The sequence below is a fragment of the Vibrio phycocola genome, from assembly GCF_053850235.1.
In genome coordinates, this window is record NZ_JBSQDJ010000006.1 from 209257 (window position 1) to 222024 (window position 12768).

Consider the following 12768-nt stretch of genomic DNA (forward strand, 5'->3'; position numbering starts at 1 on the left):
ATTCTAACATTTCTGTCACTGGGAATCCTGATGAATTATTCGCCTATATCTGAATATAGCTTCGTCAATCAAATCGCGTCTTATGCTCGATGCGTGTGCTTAGATGAGATTAACAATGCATTTCGCAAGTTTGTTATGGCGTTTCGAGCTTACCAAGTCATCTACTTTTTAATATTTTCTGGTGTTAAGCGAAGTAGTCGCCCGCCGTCTCTGTCCTCTATAACCCAGATGGCTCCGTTGGGACCTTGTTCCACTTCGCGTATTCTCTTACCCATGTCGAAACGTTCGACCTCTTCGGCTTTATTTTGCTCAATGTTAACTCGCACTAATGACTGAGAGACCAATCCACCAATTAAGGCGCTACCTTGCCAGTTTGAAAACAAATCACCATCGTAAATGATTAGGCCAGAAGGAGCGATGCTGGGAACCCAGTAAGCCTCGGGAGTATGAAATTCTGGTCGAGTATCATGATCTGGAATTGGAATAAATGTGTAGTTGTCGCCCCAAGAAACAAATGGCCAACCATAGTTATCTCCAGGTTGAATTAAGTTGAATTCATCACCGTGCCTTGGTCCCATTTCGTGTGTCCATAGCTGGCCTTGTTTATCGAAAGCGATACCCAGTAGATTTCGATGACCGAGTGACCAGAAGCTTTTGGCAAGTTCGCCCTTATCCTGAAATGGGTTATCTGGTGGTACGGTACCGTCGGCATTTAGGCGAATAACTTTCCCTAGATTTTGATCCCAACGCTGTGCCGGGTCTTTTTTCTGTCTATCTCCAGAGGTGATAAACAGCTTTCCATCAGGACTGAACGCCAGACGATGAGAATAGTGCCCGCTGCCACTCACCTTCGGAGTTTGCTGCCAAATAACCTCAAACTCTTCCAATTTGGGGGTTGGTGAGGACGAATTTAGACGAGCCCGTGCCACTGCAGCACCTTGTTTTCCCGACGTATCTCGTTCAGCGTAGGATAGATAAACCCAGTTATTTTCTGAATAATCGGGATGAAGAATAATATCTCCTAAACCACCTTGCCCCGCGTAGGCGACCTTTGGCACACCGCTAATCGTTTTTTTTGAATGATTATGGGGTGAAAACAGTATTAGGTTTCCCGCTTTTTCTGTTATCAGAAGATTACCATCTGGCATAAATGTCATGGCCCAAGGCTCATTAAAGTCTGTGAGTGCTTCGGCATGTAGCACGGTGCCAGTATTGCTTTTAAATTGAATAGCCGCGTTGGCAACATTGCTGGTGGAGAAGAGCAAAAGAAGTATGCTTCCTGCCAATGATGGTGAAATTCGCATAATGAGCTCCAAATCAGGGGATAATGACTTTGGTTCAACGGTGTGCATGTGACACTAAAATTAAGCGATATGGAACGATATTCCAACGAATTAATCATTTAAATTGTTAGTGAAAGTTAATGTTTATTCTAAGGTGACTTTAACGCGAAAACCTTGGGGCAAAAATATATTTGTCGGTTGCGTAGTTAGTAACTCTAAATGACCAGACGATCTCGATGGTGTGTGGAGCTGGTGAATTACTGAGGCGGCTGTTGCTGCATGTACTGCCGAAAGGATTTATGCGTATCCGATATTATGATTTTATGGCGAATGCGGTAAGAGTGAAGTCAGTGGAATTAATTAGAGTGTCATTATCAATACCATTATTGCTGATAAAACGTAATGAAGAGAAGTTACCGCCGACTTGCCCTTATTGTGGAGCTGCTGAGTTAGTGATGGTTGCGTTGCATTTACGGCCTCCAATGAGAGAAACCTCAGAGCGACTGAGATAAAACTCTCAGGCGATACAAGGTACAGATAGACGAAAAAATCGTTGTAAGTCAGCGAGGTATAATGCTGCATGAAGCTCAAAAAAACATATGAAACTGGTGCATTAACACTTTAAAATGCGTTAGGATAAAACAAGAGTGTTGGGCATTTTGGTCGGAAACAGCCTATTAGATGGCGGTTAGGGGTACATGAGCTAGAAAAGCAAAATCCTTAGAAGAAGCGGCCAAGTCCAACAAGGTATTTATCCATTGTGCTTCGACAACGGATAAATACTTAACTGTTTGTATTCAAAATGGAAATTGAGCAATGAAAGAGTTCTGGAAAAAATTGTATTCTGATAATCGAATAGTAACTGTATTTTATGGAGCAATCGGCTCCCTGTTAGCATCAGCAATAATTAAATATTCGTCCGCCGGTTTGGCCGTTGTAGGAGAATATACATTTGGATTTTTGACTAAATTTATTGATTCTCGGTATGCAAAAGCTGCGACATTGGAACCAACCAATTACTCGTATTTACTACTCGCTTTGATTTTTGTTGTTATTGTAATTGCTTGGATGGAAATATCTAGAGCTATTAAGAAAACCTTAAGCGATAAAGCAGAGAAAAAAGTAGAAGAACAAAATAATAAAGAAAAATCGTCGCCCCCAAAATGGGTTCCTGCCATATTCATTGGAATGCGTATGTTGGTCTGGTTTTATCTGGCGTGGGGTTTGTTGTATGTCGCTGGTGAATCAACCGTGCTCAATGCAATAACAGATTTTAAACAACACATAAGAATCGTATCTCCTTATATCGAACCTAAAGAAAAAGACATTCTTTTGTCCGAGTGGTCTCAGATGAGAGGGTTAGAAGATTATAATAATGTTTATAAAAAGCTTATTGATGTATCTGAAAAACATGATCTCACCCTCTATCGAAATAGGCAGTACTAAAATGCTAACAAACGCGTCAATTAGGACGCAAAAATTTCGGCCTAATTCGTTAAGCCTATTTTTGTTCTGTTACTTAAATGAATTGAGTTAACGCAGTAGATGAAGCAAGTAAATTCGTCGGTTGTCATGCTGATATCCGTGGATTACTTATCTTTCAATAAGCAGCGCCTACCTTACATAATCCGTCGTGGCACCTGTCTTCAGTCTATGTACGTGGTTCAATACCGTAAAACGGTATTGCCATCCTAACTTTGAATTTGAATTAGCAGAAAATTGAAAATTGAAAAGTGAAAGGTGTCCACTTTATCGGGTTAAGATCACTTAAATACTTAAATACTTAAATACTTAAATACTTAAATACTTAAATACTTAAATACTTAAATACTTAAATACTTAAACCATACTCAACTAGATATATTAGTTGTATTCAAGTGTTGTATGGTTTTTATATAATAATTCTAAGTTACTTTTTTAATTTAATTGCACCTTGCTTAATTAAGCTTTGTGCAGTGTCGAAGATAGTTTCTTCTTCTGGGCGCTGACTCCAGTTTAATTGCTGCTTTGCTTTTGCATTACTCATATTATGTTTAAAGCCTAAATCTTTGACGACCGTTTTTAATGCAGGGTCGAAATAAGACATGGTTTTCACTAACCAATTTGGTAGTGAACGGCTTGGTATTTTGTGATTAGGGAATTGCTTTCTTAATACTTCTGCTATATCGCTCATCCACATAAATTTGCTTGCTGCAATGTACCTTTCTTTCGCTGCATTTGGTGATTGCATTGCTAAAATATGTGCTTGTGCCACATCTCTAACATCTGAAACAGTAAAACCAATTTGTGGAATTGCAGGTAACGATTTATCCATCAATTTAATGATTACTTCTGCAGAAGTACCGTAGTCAGATTCCAATACTGGGCCTAAAATAATACCCGGGTTGATAACCGACAATTCTAATCCTGTTTCATTAGCAAAATCCCACGCCGCTCTTTCTGCTAATGTTTTAGATTTATAATACGGAGTGACTCTTTCGTCATTTGGATCGGTCCAACACTCTTCTGTTTGTTGCACATTTTCATTACCGTACAATACAGATGCGATAGATGAAGTTAATACAACACGCTTAATACCATTGTTTTTTGCCGCTTTTAATACACGTAATGTGCCTTCTATTGCTGGCTTTATAATTTCATTTTCATCTTTTGGTACATACGACAGGAAAGGAGATGCGGTATGAATAGCATAATCTGCACCTTCCATGGCCTCGTTCCAGCCTTGGTCTTTTGATAAGTCACACTCAACAAAACTAAGAGTCCCTTGAGTTTCACCCACCTGATCTAAGATTATTTTTTCAATCTCAGATGAGCGCTTTAATGAACGTAATGTACCTTTAACATTAAAACCCTGTTTCAATAATTTAATTGCCGTGTGGCTGCCTAAAAAACCAGTGACTCCGGTTACAACGACTGTTTCTTTGTTTTGCTCTTGCATGATTTGCCTCATATGTAAATTAGTTAGATTTTGGTCTGACATAAATTACATATAACGTCAGAAAAGACATAGTGACAATATTTGTAATTTATGTCAAGATTGTTTTTTGCACAAATGATCATTCATTTCATGTGCCTTTGACTAAAGAAGTGTTTTTATAAAATGGATATTGAAGAGAAGAAGTACCAAATACTGCAAGCGGCAACAGAGGTGTTTGGCACCTATGGTTACAAAAAAACGTCAATGCAAGATATTGCTGATGCATTAGATATTTCTCGCCCTGCGTTATATCAATATTATAAAAATAAAGAGGCAGTATTTTTAGCCTTAGTTGAGCACACCCTTAATATGGGCGAGCAAGCAGCAATACAAGGATTTCATCATTCAGAAGATAATTTTGAATGTTTGTTGCATGGAATAAAAGATATGGAACAGGTGTTATTTGGTCCTATTTTTTTGAAGCCTAACGGAAAAGAGTTACTCACTTTATCTAAAAAGCTAGCGCCGGAGTTAATGATGAACTTTGAGATGCAACTTTTTAATAAAATCGTTTGTGTATTAGACAAGGCGGTAGCTGAGCATGAAATTGATCTTAAAAGGTTAAATGTAGAAGTCACGGATGCGGCAAAAATTATATTACGAAGCGTGGACGGTATAAAAAATGCGAGTAATTCTCTGGAAGAGTTAGATCAACAACTTAATCTATTCTTAACTGTTTTCTGGCAAGGTTTACAAAAATAAACTGAATAGCCACTGACTTGATAGACTCCTCTTCATCACACTGAAGATAAGTCCCTACCAAAAACTAAAGCACCCTAAAGCTAGAAATTTCCGGCTTCCTGATGTCGGCCAGCGAAACTGGATCGACGTTAAATTTTCCAGTGATGGATGAGGGTGAAACTCGTTATATTCGACTCGCCAACCCTCAATTTTCTCTCTCGCGAATTCTTAATGATAAAAACCAGTGGCTATTCAAATATTCATCTCTGAAACTACCATAATGTAGGTGCCTCAGCTGATAATCCAAAAATCTCTGGAAAAATTAGTATCGATAAAACAACGCCTATTTGAATCAAAATGAATGGAATTACGCCGCGATAAATATCGGATGTTTTAACACCTTCGGGAGCCACACCTCTGAGATAGAAAAGTGCAAAACCAAAAGGAGGGGTTAAGAAGGATGTTTGTAAATTCATTGCGACTAATATTGCGAACCAAATCGTATTAATTTGTAAAACCTCGACGACTACATAAATTAACGGCAAGACAATATAAGATATTTCAATATAGTCGAGAAAGAAGCCGAGAAACATAATAAGTACCATGGTGAATATCAAAAATCCCCATTTTTCACCTGGAATGTTAAGTAATAACTCACCAACTTCCTCTTCACCTCCTGTATAAGCAAACCCCATAGAGAAGATGGAAGCGCCAATAATGACTGCGAACACCATCGCTGTGATTTTTACTGTTTCTAGTGTGCTCTCCCAAAGCATTTCAAATGAAAATTTTCGATAGATTAACGCTAATGTTACAGCACCTAGGCAGCCCAATGCAGATGATTCCGTTGGCGTTGCGACACCATAAAAAATGGACCCTAAGACGACAAGAATCAGTAGCAAAGGCGGCACAACTGCCTTTAGTGCGTCGAAAATAATATCCGATTTAGATGAGGTTTCGTCTTCGAGTGGTATTGGTGGGGCGATTTCTGGTTTGATTAAACAAACGATAACGATGTAGGCGATATAGCAGCCAATTAATACTAAGCCTGGCTTGATTGCGGCTCTAAATAGATCGCCAACGGGAATGTTAAGAACATCTCCGAGAATGATCAATACGATAGAAGGTGGAATCAATTGCCCTAATGTTCCTGCTGCGCAAATTGTACCTGCCGATAAGGATTTGCTGTATCCATAACGCATCATCACTGGCATTGAAATCAATCCCATCGCAACGACACTTGCACCGACAACGCCCGTCGATGCCGCTAATAGTGAGCCAACAAGAATCGTTGATATTGCAATTCCACCTCTTACTGAACCGAATAAACGGCCCATTGATTCCAGTAATTGCTCAGCTAATTTGGTTCGCTGTAATATTAGCCCCATAAAAATAAACAGTGGGATCGCCATCAAGACTATTCCAGCACCATTGTCACCCATGTTGGCATAGATACGGTATGGAATCTGCGCAAGTTGACTAGTGTCGGCAAATAACACGACGAAGAGAATGCCTACGCCAGCAAATGTAAAAGCAACTGGAAAGCCTAATAACAGCAATACTAATGCTATCAAGAATAAAGAAGCACCTATCATTTTAGTACCTTAACAATAATGGTTTTATTATCTATGTTTGTTACATGGAGAATTGAATAGGATCAGATGGTATGACTCACCGGACCGATGCTTTGCAAGCATCTTCTGTATCGATATTTAATAACACATTAATTTTTTTGACTAAAAACCCGATACTACTGAGCGCCAATAACACGAACGATAGAGGAATGAGCCCTTTAATGATAAATCGATTAGGTAAACCACCTGGATTAGAGGTCCCTTCGCCAATACCAGTAGTGAACAACTGAGAGACTAATCCGGGGAAACTATCGCTATGTTCACCCAAGCTATAGGCCTGAGCCATAAAGTCCCAGCCGTAATAAATGACAATAAAATTCATCGGCAATAAAAAGACGAGAGTTCCAATAATATCAATAATGGCTTGAGTGCGACCTGAAAGGTTTTCGAAAAAGACATCCACTCGAACATGAGACTCAGTTCTTAGCGCGTAAGACATTCCAAGAAGAAAGACACTTGAATAAAAATGCCATGCTAGTTCTTCTAACGCGACTGAAGATGAGCTAAATACATATCGATCTATCACGTTGTAAGAGATGATTAATACCAGAAGGAGTAAAAATACACCTGCGATGACGCCGATTATATCTAAGAGTCTATTAATCAAATTCTCTATTTTGAGCAGCATAATTTAATTCTTAAAAGGTTGAATATGTAAATGGAAACAAAAGAATTACGATAGCTATTTTTAAAAAGCCCTCTTACGAATAAGAGGGCTAAATTAAAAATGGAAGTTAGTTGTTTAAGTACGCTTTATCAGAAATATTTGTCCATTCACGAACTTGTTTTCGATATGCTCTCTGAGACTGAATGATTTCAGCGGTTAATCCACCTTTTTCTTCTAGTTGGTTAACGAGTTTTTCGTTAGCAGCTCTTAAAGTGGACATGACTTCAGGAGGGAATGTTTTTATTTCAATATTTGGGTAATCTTTCTTCATGATTTCCCAGTTTTTACCGTTCTCATGATACACGTGATTGGTCACGCTCGCGGCAGACTCGCGTATTGCGGTTTTGACAATGCTTTGCAAATCGGCTGGAAGTTTGTCGAAGGCTGCATTGTTGACTAGGAATTGAATTTCTGAACCCGGCTCGTGCCAGCCAGTATAGTAATACGGGGCAATTTTATGGAAACCCATGCGTAGATCAAATGAAGGACCAACCCATTCCAAAGCATCTATAGTGTTGCGTTCAAGAGAAGTATAAAGCTCTCCAGGTGCGATGTTGGTAACAGCAGCTCCGACTTCAGCAAGCACTTCGCCTGCGAAACCAGGAATACGCATTTTTAACCCTTGAAGATCATCAACACTATTTATCTCTTTTTTAAACCAACCACCCATTTGACTGCCTGCACCAGCAGGGTATTGGGTCATTCCATGCTGATCGTATACTTTTTTTGCTAGCTCAGCGCCACCGCCGTACTGGAACCATGCCGCGCGTTCCGCAGAAATCATTCCAAAAGGCATTGTGGTAAAGAACAAGGTGTTGATGTCTTTTCCTTTCCAATAATAAGAAGCAGAATGGCCCATTTGATATTGTCCAGATTTAACAAAATCAAAGATGCCTAAAGGTGCCTTGTGCTTGTTTGCGGAGTCAATTGAAATAACTAAACGTCCATCAGACATCTCATTAACCTTTTTCGCAAACTCTTTAGTTGCTTCCCCATATATTGGAAAATTTGCTGGCCACGTTTCAGCCATTTTCCATTTGATTGGACTATCGGCGGCGAAAGCACTAGGAACAAATATGCTAACGGTAAGTCCCATAAGTAATAAGGTTTTGATTCCTTTCATGTGTAAAAACTCCCTGATTTATTTTTATTTTGCTTAGAACTTTTTCTTCTAATAAAAACAGTAAGTTTTATCTACTAATTTGACAAACAATATAAAGTAATCAACAGTGAACACTATTTTTTATGAGTACACGAAAAATTAAAATAGGAAATATTTTAGAATAAATACTTTAAAGTTGACGCAATGTTAAGCTGAAATTAAAAATTATGAATCTTTGAAAATCGAATAAAAATAATGACAACAATCATTTAGAGAGTAAGTGGAATGAATACCAAGTTTATTGAAGCCTTTGTTTGGGTGGCAAGACTAAAAAGCTTCAGAGCGGCGGCAGAAAAACTTTATGTGTCTCAAGCAACTATCTCCAGTCGAATTGCTCAATTAGAAACGGATTTTAACTGTATCTTGTTCGATCGTAAGCACAATGACATTAGCCTAACCGATAAAGGGTTAATAATGTTAGATAGCGCAGAGCGGGTATTACACGCGACGCAATCGTTACAACATACAATGGACAATAAGCTCGATACCACTAGGCGTTTGCGTATTGGGTTCATCGAGTCAGTGGTTCATACTTGGTTAGATGATTTTCTAGCACAACTACGTGAAACCTATCCTAAAATTGAACTGGAGTTGACGGCTGAGCCAAGTTTTCAACTCCATGCTCTTTTCGCTAAAGGCGCCTTGGATATCATTATTCAAGCTGAACCTATACTTGATGAGACCGTTATCAATACAGAGTTAGAATCGCTCGAAATTGTTTGGGTTTGTTGTGCCAATAATGAGTTAGCGAAACGGGCCGTTACTTTAGATGAATTAGGAAAATATCAAGTCATTACGTTTACCCGAGGGTCTCAGCCTCATTTATCCACTATTTCATTATTTGAAAAAGTAAACACGAAACCTTCTCAGATCCATTGTGTTACGTCTATTTCCATTATTAGCAAACTGGTACAAAATAAATTAGGCATTGCAACGTTGCCTTTAGCAGCAATTACTGAAGACCTAGAAAGTGACCAACTGGCGGTTATTAATTGTCCTGACACACCTGAACGCTTAAAACTATTCGCGAGCTGGCAAAAAACATCGAGTGATTTAAATACACAAATTATCGATATCATGGTTGCGGTATCAAAGGTGCATTCCAAAGGATCCTTCAAGTAATGCATATCTGATATATGTTAAGTGACTTACTTATTCAACGTTTTTACTTTTTTCAACTATTTGTACAATGTTAAACGCTAAACTCACGACTTTTTCGATGAGGAGATTATCGGGAGTCAGAATATATGAGGCGGTGAAGGTTAATGGTTTGGGAGTCCACTCTGTTTCGATAACGATTAATAGCCCTTCGTCAAGTTGCTGTTGAATAACCTCCTTCGGGAGGGAGGCAATACCGACCCCGCTTTCCGCCAGTTTTACGCTTGCTGATAGTGAGCTGACCGCGTAAAACCGGAACGGTTCGCTCGTTGACTTGGAAAAGTAATGATTGATTTCCTGATAAGGTGCTGAGTTTCTCGCGTACGTGATCATTGGCCACTGGGTGAACTCTTGAGTAGAACAGGTTTTACTTAACCCAAGCATTGGGCTACCGACCCAGTAAAGCGGGTATTCACAAATTACGTGATTAACAACCGAAGGTTCGGAAACCGGGCCAAGTAAAATCGCGATATCTATATTGTGTGCTAACAGCTCTTTACTTAGGTTAACGGTGAGATCTACGATCAATTCTACCTCTACCTCTGGATACGTTTCGTTGATGGAGGCGAGAAACTGGGGTAGCCAAGTATGCACAATCGTTTCAGATACGCCTATTCGTAGCAATCCTGAGAGTGCAGAGGCGGCATTGGCCTTATAGCAAAGCTGTGTGGTGCTATTGAGTATGTTTTCTGCTAACGGTAGTAGTTCTCTGCCTTTCGCGGTCAGTGTTATTGAGTTTTTATCACGATGGAATAATGGTGTATTCAACGTCTGTTCAAGATTAGAAATACGCGTAGAAATAGCGGGTTGCGTGGTACATAAATGTTCTGCAGCAAGTCGAAAGCTACCTAGGTTCGCGATCCAGACAAACGTTTCGAGCTGTTTTAGGTTCAGCATAGTGCTCTCCTCAATTCTACAATGCCGTATACACGGTAATTCTATAAGGTGATAAATTATTTTTATCAATATACCTAAAAATTCAAGAATAGACATTATGCCTATAAACCGTATTGTTAATTAGTGTGAATAATATGGTTGCAAAGGAGTGTTTAAATGTCTCAGCCGATATCTAAATTATCGCTTGCAGAATTACGTCTACGGATACGTGACAACAACTACACCGGATATACCAGCGGTCTCGCTAAATCTTATCTGCAAGCCAACTTGGTCATTCTTCCAGAGGCATGGGCGAATGAGTTTCTACTTTTTTGTCAGCGAAACCCAATTGCCTGCCCATTAATAGGAATGACAGAAGCGGGTAGCAAGCGCTTATCGGAAATAGGGTTAGATATTGATATTACTCGTGATGTACCTGAGTATCATGTTTTCTGTGATGGTGAATTTTCGTGCAGTGTGTCAGATTTAGATAATCATTGGCGAAATGACTTAGTCGTGTTCGTGTTGGGGTGCTCATTTTCTTTCGAAGATGCGATGACTCAAACAGGATTACGTATTCGTAACATTGAGCAAAACTGCAATGTATCGATGTATGATACCAATATTGCTTGTCATTCGGCTGGGCGATTCCATGGCAATATGGTGGTGTCGATGCGGCCATTTGTACCTTCGGATGCGATTCGCGCTATCCAAGTTACGACTCGGTTTCCTAAAGCCCATGGTGCGCCTGTACATTTTGGCCAACCAGAAACTATTGGGATCACTGATATTAACTCCCCCGACTATGGTGACAGCGTCGAAATAGAGCCAGGCGAAGTACCAGTCTTTTGGGCGTGTGGCGTGACGCCCCAAAACGTGATGCGAGCCAGCAAACCTCCTTTTTGTATTACTCATGCTCCGGGCAAGATGCTGATCACCGACCGGCTTAACAGTGAGTTTGCATTTTTGTAAACGTGACGCGATAGGGGTGGCAAATATGGATGCCGATATGAGCTATAGCACCACATTCTCACTTTATTGAGTATCGGGAACACAATAGTATCAATGAATACCAAGTGAGTTTTTGTTGTGTTTCTACGTTTTTTGCTATGTGAAATAGCATAAGCTGATAAATTTTTTTTATAAGATAACAAAGAAAATGATAATTGGACATTATCAGTTGTTCAGAAGATGATGAAAAAAAGAACGGAAATTGCACACTACAGACCGATCTAAACGAGAGGTTGGTCATTTGAAAGGAATCAAATTATGTCAAAATCACAATCTTTTAAAGTACTTGCCTTGGCGATCTCTTCGTTATGGGTCGCTAATCAAACGTATGCTTCTGAAACACTTTCCGTTGTGGGAAGTTGGAGCAGTCTTACGTTAAACAAACAATTCGAAACGCCATTCTGGACCGAAACGATTCCAGCTGATAGCGATAATAACTTTGCAGTTCAAATGACCACTCATGACCAAATGGGAATTGGTGGCGGAGATGTATTCCGAATGCTTAGTGATGGTGTTTTCGATGTCGGTATGACGGTGGCTGATTACGCTGTATCTGACGCGCCGGAGCTCGAAGCGCTTGATGTTCCGCTCATTGCTACCAGTGTAGAAGAATTTAAGAAAGTTGTGGATGCCGCTCGTCCTATGGTAAGTGAAATCTATGCTTCTACGTTCAACTCCAAAGTCCTTGCTATTTCTCCATACCCACCTCAAGTTATTTTCTGTAAAACGCCAATCGAATCATTGGACGGGTTAGCAGGTCAAAAAGTTCGAGCTTCTGGCCGTATGACCGCTAAATTCCTTGAAGCACTGGGCGCACAGAGTGTGAATATTGGTTTTGGTGAAGTTCCAGGTGCATTGCAACGAGGGGTTATTGATTGTGCGGTAACAGGAGCAGGTTCAGGTTACAGCGCTGGGTGGTGGGAAGTTACTTCTCATTTGATGACCTTACCAGTTGGTGGTTGGGACCCAGTTGTTACAGCAATCAATATGGATAAATGGACATCGTTGTCTAAAGAAGACCAAACATTCTTGCAACAAGAAGTGACGACTAAATTTGAAGAGCCTGTCTGGAACGATGCCGCAATGTCGGTTAAGGAAGATGTTGCTTGTCTCACCGGTAACGGGGAGTGTAGCAAAGGAGACACTCGTAATTTGATTTTAGTTGAACCTTCTGATGCGGATAAAGAAAAAGCACGTCAAATGGTGGAAAGCAATGTACTTCCAGATTGGTCTGAACGTGCTGGAGAGAAGTGGACTAAACAATGGAATGATTCAGTAGGGAAAATCATTGGATTAACCGCTAAAAAAGGTTAAGTCAC

General features: G+C 39.8%; 12 protein-coding genes and 2 pseudogenes. 7 read left to right on the forward strand and 7 right to left on the reverse strand.

Annotation, left to right across the window (positions count from 1 at the left end; genetic code table 11):
- Nucleotides 1-161: 161 nt before the first annotated feature.
- Nucleotides 162-1304, reverse strand: a complete 1143-nt coding sequence (locus tag ACWU4D_RS09945; protein WP_456051270.1) for a PQQ-dependent sugar dehydrogenase — start codon at nucleotides 1302-1304, stop codon at nucleotides 162-164.
- A gap of 215 nt (nucleotides 1305-1519) precedes the next feature.
- Here ACWU4D_RS09945 and ACWU4D_RS09950 point away from each other — a divergent pair.
- From ACWU4D_RS09950 to ACWU4D_RS09960, 3 genes and pseudogenes are all read left to right on the forward strand, one after another.
- Nucleotides 1520-1628, forward strand: a pseudogene (locus ACWU4D_RS09950) (transposase); the annotation flags it as partial.
- A 471-nt stretch (nucleotides 1629-2099) separates the two neighbouring features.
- A complete protein-coding gene (locus ACWU4D_RS09955; protein ID WP_456051271.1) occupies nucleotides 2100-2729 on the forward strand; it encodes a hypothetical protein in 630 nt (209 codons plus the stop codon).
- A 99-nt stretch (nucleotides 2730-2828) separates the two neighbouring features.
- On the forward strand, nucleotides 2829-2978 hold the full coding sequence (locus tag ACWU4D_RS09960) for a hypothetical protein (RefSeq protein WP_456051272.1): 150 nt from the start codon (nucleotides 2829-2831) through the stop codon (nucleotides 2976-2978).
- Between the two features lie 214 nt (nucleotides 2979-3192).
- On the opposite strand, the gene ACWU4D_RS09965 is transcribed toward ACWU4D_RS09960, so the two are convergent.
- Nucleotides 3193-4263, reverse strand: coding sequence for an SDR family oxidoreductase (locus ACWU4D_RS09965; RefSeq protein ID WP_456051273.1), 1071 nt, complete (start codon nucleotides 4261-4263; stop codon nucleotides 3193-3195).
- Nucleotides 4264-4383: 120 nt separating this feature from the next.
- On the opposite strand from ACWU4D_RS09965, the gene ACWU4D_RS09970 reads away from it, so the two are divergent.
- Entirely contained in the window at nucleotides 4384-4962 is a 579-nt protein-coding gene (locus tag ACWU4D_RS09970; RefSeq protein WP_456051274.1) for a TetR/AcrR family transcriptional regulator, read from the forward strand.
- 54 nt (nucleotides 4963-5016) lie between these two features.
- On the opposite strand, the pseudogene ACWU4D_RS09975 reads toward ACWU4D_RS09970, so the two are convergent.
- From ACWU4D_RS09975 to ACWU4D_RS09990, 4 genes and pseudogenes are all read right to left on the reverse strand, one after another.
- Nucleotides 5017-5154, reverse strand: a pseudogene (locus tag ACWU4D_RS09975) (hypothetical protein); the annotation flags it as partial.
- Nucleotides 5155-5213: 59 nt separating this feature from the next.
- Entirely contained in the window at nucleotides 5214-6536 is a 1323-nt protein-coding gene (locus tag ACWU4D_RS09980; protein ID WP_456051275.1) for a TRAP transporter large permease, read from the reverse strand.
- Between the two features lie 76 nt (nucleotides 6537-6612).
- Nucleotides 6613-7203: a TRAP transporter small permease subunit gene (locus tag ACWU4D_RS09985; RefSeq protein WP_456051276.1), complete on the reverse strand. Its 591-nt coding sequence runs from the start codon at nucleotides 7201-7203 to the stop codon at nucleotides 6613-6615.
- 106 nt (nucleotides 7204-7309) lie between these two features.
- Nucleotides 7310-8365 carry a TRAP transporter substrate-binding protein gene (locus ACWU4D_RS09990; RefSeq protein WP_456051277.1) on the reverse strand — a complete coding sequence of 352 codons (1056 nt, stop codon included), beginning with the start codon at nucleotides 8363-8365 and terminating at the stop codon, nucleotides 7310-7312.
- 264 nt (nucleotides 8366-8629) lie between these two features.
- Here ACWU4D_RS09990 and ACWU4D_RS09995 point away from each other — a divergent pair, with 264 nt between their 5' ends.
- Nucleotides 8630-9526 (forward strand): LysR family transcriptional regulator, encoded by an 897-nt coding sequence (locus ACWU4D_RS09995; RefSeq protein WP_456051278.1) that lies wholly within the window; start codon nucleotides 8630-8632, stop codon nucleotides 9524-9526.
- A gap of 30 nt (nucleotides 9527-9556) precedes the next feature.
- Here ACWU4D_RS09995 and ACWU4D_RS10000 read toward each other — a convergent pair whose 3' ends face one another.
- Nucleotides 9557-10459 (reverse strand): LysR family transcriptional regulator, encoded by a 903-nt coding sequence (locus ACWU4D_RS10000; RefSeq protein WP_456051279.1) that lies wholly within the window; start codon nucleotides 10457-10459, stop codon nucleotides 9557-9559.
- A 156-nt stretch (nucleotides 10460-10615) separates the two neighbouring features.
- On the opposite strand from ACWU4D_RS10000, the gene ACWU4D_RS10005 reads away from it, so the two are divergent.
- On the forward strand, nucleotides 10616-11410 hold the full coding sequence (locus ACWU4D_RS10005; protein ID WP_456051280.1) for a putative hydro-lyase: 795 nt from the start codon (nucleotides 10616-10618) through the stop codon (nucleotides 11408-11410).
- A gap of 297 nt (nucleotides 11411-11707) precedes the next feature.
- Nucleotides 11708-12763 carry a TRAP transporter substrate-binding protein gene (locus ACWU4D_RS10010; RefSeq protein WP_456051281.1) on the forward strand — a complete coding sequence of 352 codons (1056 nt, stop codon included), beginning with the start codon at nucleotides 11708-11710 and terminating at the stop codon, nucleotides 12761-12763.
- The last annotated feature ends 5 nt before the right edge of the window (nucleotides 12764-12768 follow it).